Origin of the sequence: Pseudomonas sp. UM16, from assembly GCF_050312595.1 — a bacterium.
Taxonomy (GTDB): domain Bacteria; phylum Pseudomonadota; class Gammaproteobacteria; order Pseudomonadales; family Pseudomonadaceae; genus Aquipseudomonas.
Genome location: NZ_JBNPJT010000070.1, coordinates 1 through 444, shown reverse-complemented (window position 1 = coordinate 444; position 444 = coordinate 1). Strand labels below are relative to the sequence as shown.

General features: G+C 57.4%; 1 protein-coding gene. It reads right to left on the bottom strand.

What is annotated here, in order from left to right:
• Window positions 1-71 precede the first annotated feature (71 nt).
• Window positions 72-444: opacity family porin (locus ACQRAX_RS25595; protein WP_427867784.1), on the bottom strand; the 373-nt coding region annotated here is incomplete at its 5' end.

The window sequence follows — 444 nt, the reverse complement described above, 5'->3', positions numbered from 1 at the left end:
CCCCGCGCCCGTAAACGGCGAGCGCGTCAAAAATGCCGTCTGAAGGTTCAGACGGCATCGGAATCGGCGAATCAGAAGCGGTAGCGCACGCCCAATGAGGCTTCGTGGGTTTTGAAGCGGGTGTTTTCCAAGCGTCCCCAGTTGTGGTAGCGGTATCCGGCGTCCAGGGTCAGCTTGGGCGTGATGTCGATGCCTACGCCTGCCACTGCGCCGAAGCCCAAGCTGCTGATGCTGCGGCTTTCGTGATAGGCAGGTTTTCCGACCGCAGCTCCTGGGACAGGACTTGGCGCACCGCTTTCTGGGTAAGTGGTAACAATCTCAGTTTCTTGTTCAACCGAACGAACCTGATGTCTGACGTGTCCGTAGGCGACGCGCATGCCGATATAGGGTTTGAAGCGGGAAACGGTATCGAAATCGTAAATGGTTGACAAGCCGAGAGAAGAG